Origin of the sequence: Knoellia flava TL1 (assembly GCF_000768675.1) — a bacterium.
In the GTDB taxonomy this organism is placed as follows: domain Bacteria; phylum Actinomycetota; class Actinomycetes; order Actinomycetales; family Dermatophilaceae; genus Knoellia; species Knoellia flava.
In genome coordinates, this window is record NZ_AVPI01000074.1 from 1 (window position 1) to 4,117 (window position 4,117).

General features: G+C 71.0%; 5 protein-coding genes. All 5 read right to left on the reverse strand.

All coding sequences use genetic code 11. The features are described from left to right. Positions 1–115 precede the first annotated feature (115 nt). Positions 116–1,501 (reverse strand): DivIVA domain-containing protein, encoded by a 1,386-nt coding sequence (locus tag N798_RS15790; protein ID WP_035950423.1) that lies wholly within the window; start codon positions 1,499–1,501, stop codon positions 116–118. 71 nt (positions 1,502–1,572) lie between these two features. Beyond that, positions 1,573–1,848 carry a YggT family protein gene (locus N798_RS15795; RefSeq protein WP_035950426.1) on the reverse strand — a complete coding sequence of 92 codons (276 nt, stop codon included), beginning with the start codon at positions 1,846–1,848 and terminating at the stop codon, positions 1,573–1,575. A gap of 45 nt (positions 1,849–1,893) precedes the next feature. Continuing rightward, positions 1,894–2,382: a cell division protein SepF gene (locus tag N798_RS15800; RefSeq protein WP_035950430.1), complete on the reverse strand. Its 489-nt coding sequence runs from the start codon at positions 2,380–2,382 to the stop codon at positions 1,894–1,896. Positions 2,383–2,436: 54 nt separating this feature from the next. After that, positions 2,437–3,135 (reverse strand): YggS family pyridoxal phosphate-dependent enzyme, encoded by a 699-nt coding sequence (locus tag N798_RS15805; RefSeq protein ID WP_035950433.1) that lies wholly within the window; start codon positions 3,133–3,135, stop codon positions 2,437–2,439. Next, positions 3,132–3,854 carry a peptidoglycan editing factor PgeF gene (gene pgeF / locus N798_RS15810; RefSeq protein WP_035950436.1) on the reverse strand — a complete coding sequence of 241 codons (723 nt, stop codon included), beginning with the start codon at positions 3,852–3,854 and terminating at the stop codon, positions 3,132–3,134. The genes N798_RS15805 and pgeF overlap by 4 nt, the downstream gene beginning before the upstream one ends. Positions 3,855–4,117: the final 263 nt, after the last annotated feature.

Here is a 4,117-nt window from a genome sequence, read left to right on the forward strand (position 1 = left end):
ACGCAAAACGCCAGAGGACCTGCAACGTTCGCGCACGGCATACGCGCTGGTCGGACGGCGAAGGGCGCCCGGTCACTCGGACCGGGCGCCCTTCACACCGTGTGACGATGCACCGTCACTGGTTCTGCTTGGCGGCTTCCTCGACCTCGACGTCGACGACCGTGTGGTCGAGCTCCTTGAGCTGACCCTCGATGTAGGTCTTGAGGCGACCGCGGTAGTCGCGCTCGAAGCCTCGGAGCTGCTCGATCTTGCGCTCGAGCACGGCCCGCTCCTCGCTCAGCTCCTGGAGGATGGCCGCCTTGCGCTGCTGCGCCTCGTGCACCATGCCCGTGGAGCGCTCGCGAGCCTCGGTGATGAGCTCCTCACGCTTGGCGTTGGCCTCGGCGAGCATCGTGTCGTGCTGCGTCTGCGCCGTCGAGACGAGCTCGTCGTGCTGTGACTGCGCGCTGCTGATGAGCTCGTCGTGGCGGGCCTGCGCGGTGCTGATGAGCTCGTCGTGCTTGGACTGTCCGGTGCTCACGAACTCGTGGTGCTTCGATTCACCGGTCGAGATGAGCTCGTCGTGACGGGACTGGGCCTCACGCACGAGCTCGTCGCGGCGGGTCTCACCGGCGGAGACGTGCTCGTCGTGGAGGCGCTGCGCGAGCGCGAGGACACCGGCTGCGGAGCCTGCACCGGCACCACCGGCACCGGCGAGTGCGGCGAGGTCGCCGCCACCCTCGGGGTCCTGACCCTGGGCGCCGGCCTTGGCCACGCGCTCCTGGGCCTCGGACTCGGCCTGATCGGCTTCGGCCCTGGCCTTCTGGATGCGACGCTGGGCGTCCTGCTCGGCCTCCTCGACCCGCGCGCGCAGCGTGGCGAGCTGCTCGTCGGCGGAGCTGTTGGCCCTGTCGTAGACGGCCTGGCGCTCCTGCTCGTTCTTGGCCGACGCGGCCTCGAACTCGGCGCGCTGGCGGTCGCGCTCGGCGGCGATCGAGTCACGCTCGCCCACGAGCGCGTCGCGCTCACCGACCAGCGAGTCGCGCTCGCCCACGAGCGCGTCGCGCTCACCGACGAGGGCGTCGTGGCGGCCGCGGACGTCCGCGAGCTCGCGCTCGGACTCCGCCAGCTTCCCCTCGAGCTCGCGCACCCGCGCCTCGAGCTCGTTGTTGCGCCGGGACAGGTCGTCGGTCTGGCCCTGGGCGTGCTGGTTCTTGCCCTCGAGCTCCTCGAGCTCGCGCACACGCGCCTCGAGCTCGGTGTTGCGGCCCTCGAGCTTGGCGATCTCGGCCGAGCGGTCGGGGACGATCGGAGCCGGCATCGCCTGGGTGACGGGCTCGAGGCCCCGGCCCTGGCGGCAGTCGTTGAGCTGCTTGCGCACCTCGTCGTCGGCCTTGGTCATCCGACGCATCTCGGCGACGATGTCATCGAGGAAGTCGTCGACCTCGCGCTCGTCGTAGCCGCGTCGGAACTGGGTGGTCGTGAACGTCTTGTTGAGGACGTCCTCGGGCGACAACGCCATGTCAACTCCTCTGTGTCGATCGGTTCATGGGTGCCCTGTGCCGGGGAAGACCAGGGGTTCAGCGATCCAGCCTAGAGGATCGCCAGAATGAGGTAGAGGCCGAGCACTAGGACGAGAAAGCCCAGGTCGACCGACGCCCCGCCGAGGCGCACCGGCGGGATGACCTTGCGCAACGCGTTGAGGGGCGGGTCCGTCAGGGTGTAGACGGCCTCGGCGATGACGAGCACGACCCCGCGCGGTCTCCACTCGCGTGCGAAGACGCGGATCCAGTCGAGGATGAGCCGCCCGAAGACCACGAGGAGGTAGAGCCGCACGACGAGTGCGAGCAGCGAACGCACGGAGTTCATGGCGACAGTCTGCGCGAACGTCCTGTGACGGCGATGTGCCGGGGGTCAGCTCTGGTTGAACAGGGTGCGCCCGGGGACGGCGGCCGTCTCCTCGGCGTTGACCTCCACCGTCGAGGGGGACAGCAGGAACACCTTGGCGGTGACGCGCTCGATCGCGCCGTGCAGGCCGAAGACGAGGCCGGCAGCGAAGTCGACCAGACGCTTGGCGTCGGCGTCGTCCATGTCGGTCAGGTTCATGATGACCGGAGTGCCCTCGCGGAAGTTCTCGCCGATCGTCTTGGCCTCGTTGTAGGTGCGGGGGTGGATCGTCGTGATCCGCGAGATACCGGAGGCCTCCGGGGTGCGCACGACCTGCGCGACGCTGCGACGCGTCTGCAGGGGCGTCACCTCCGCCTGGCGCTCGCGCGAGTCGCGGGCGTCCTCGACCTCGTAGTCGTCCGCCGCGTCGTACTCGTCGTAGGCCTCGTCGTCGTAACGACCCTCGTCCTCGGCCAGCCCGAGGTAGACCATCGTCTTGCGCAGCGCGCCAGCCATGAGTACTCCTAGTGCGAATGGGCGGCCGGGGTGACCGTTGTTCGTGAAAAGAAGTTACCCAAGTGACGGACGAGTTCCGAGTATTGCCGTTCCGACACGCAGGTGTGTCGCACCTTCGGCGACCGCGTCCTCGAGGTCGGCGCTCATCCCGGCCGAGACCCACGTCGCATCCGGGTGACCGGCCCGTATGCCGTCCGCGACCTCGCGCAGCCGGGCGAACGCCCGACGTGGGTCACCGCCGAGCGGCGCGACGGCCATGACCCCCCGCAGCCGCAGCGCCTCCGCGTCCTCGACGAGGTCGGCGAGGGCGGGCACGTCGCCGGGGCGCGCCCCTCCCCTGCCCTCATCGTCGTCGAGCGCGACCTGGAGCAGGACGTCGAGCCGCCGGCCGTGGCGCTGTGCCCCGCGGTCGAGGGCGGTGACGATCTTGGCGCGGTCGACCGACTGGACGACGTCGGCATAGGCGGCCACGTGGCCGGCCTTGTTGGACTGGAGCTGGCCGATGAAGTGGACGGTGACCTCGTCGCGACGCGCGATCTCGGCGACCTTGGCCCCCGCCTCCTGGTCCTTGTTCTCGCCGATGTGGCGGACCCCCAGGTCGACGAGGTGGTTGACGTCGCTCGCGGGGAAGTACTTCGTCACGACGACGAGCTCCACGTCCCCGGTGTCGCGGCCGGCGGCCGAGGCGGCGCGGTCGATGCGGGCGCGGACCTCGCCCAGCCGCGTCGCCAGCTCGTCGCGGCGCGAGGTCACGAGCTCCTCCGGACGATGACCCCCGCGAAGCGGCCCGTCGTGCCGTCGCGCCGGTAGGAGAAGAGGGAGGTGTCCTCGCGCGCGCACCCGGGGACCCAGGTGAGGTCCTCAACACCGGCCTCCCGCAGCTGGGCGACGACGCCGGCGGCGACGTCGATCGCCGGGGTCCCGGTCCACGAGATGGCACTCGCCTCCGGGCTCACCACGGCCGCGGCGTCGCGCATCTCCGCCGGCACCTCGTAGCAGCGCCCGCACACGCTCGGCCCCACGACCGCGGCGACCTCGGTGGCACCGAGGTCATGCATCGCCGAGATCGCCTGTGCGACAACGCCCTTGGTCATCCCGGGCCTCCCTGCGTGCACCGCACCGATGACTCCGGCGTTCACATCGGAGAGCAGCACCGGCGTGCAGTCGGCGACGAGCACGGCGAGGGCCAGGTCGGCCTCGGCCGTGACGACGCCGTCGACGGGCAGCGGACCGGCGGGCCGCTCGGTGACGACGGCGACGTCGCTGCCGTGGCACTGGTCCATGAAGACGAGCCGTCCGGGCTCGACGCCGAGCTCACCTGCGACGCGAGCACGGTTCTCCCGCACCGCATCCGAGGCGTCGCCGACGTGACCCCCGAGGTTGAGGCCGGCATACGGGGGCTCGCTCACCCCGCCGAAGCGGTCGGTGAACGCACGGCGGATGCCGCCCAGGTCGTCGCGCCAGAAGAACACGACTCCACCGTAGACGCGCCGAGGGCGACCGGTCGGAACCGGTCGCCCTCGGAGGGTGTCGCTCAGGAGCTCACGTGAGCCTGGGCCTACTTCAGGAAGTCGGGCACGTCCAGGTCGTCGCCGTCGTCGAAGGTGACGGTGCGCGGCGGCGTCGGGCGCTGCTCGGACTCGTGCGACCGGTGCGCCGAGACCGACGCCTCGACCGGCTGACGCACGGGCTCGGCGGCCGGCGTCGCCGGACGGACCGGCTCGGCCTGCGCCTG